Annotated in this window: 1 protein-coding gene; it reads right to left on the reverse strand. The window is 41.6% G+C overall.

Going from position 1 to position 346, the window contains the following annotated elements:
• Window positions 1-346: PD-(D/E)XK nuclease family transposase (locus ADI58_RS10080; protein ID WP_049522488.1), on the reverse strand; the 346-nt coding region annotated here is incomplete at both ends.

Consider the following 346-nt stretch of genomic DNA (forward strand, 5'->3'; position numbering starts at 1 on the left):
AAACTCCAACCACGGTTTACGAACCTCGTCTTTGCTGGTTTCTCTGTATTTTTTGAGTTCCAAGAATGCCATCTTGACTAGATGGTGTTCCTGTCCATTGTTTTTGATAGTTAAGACCTCACCTGTCGTGTCCTCGCGCATACTAAAGCTGTGGAAAGCCAAGTCATCTTGGAAATAATTGCTATCTACGATTGCAATGGCGTAGACAGGAGCGATATGCTTGTAACTCTGGTGGGTATCACCTTCTCGTTGGCGAATTTTTTCAAGATTTTGATTGACCTGACTACACAGATAAGCCCACAGGCGATTGATGAAAAAATTCTGATGATGAACTTGAATTTCAATG

Source organism: Streptococcus mitis (assembly GCF_001074635.1).
Lineage (GTDB): Bacteria > Bacillota > Bacilli > Lactobacillales > Streptococcaceae > Streptococcus > Streptococcus mitis_E.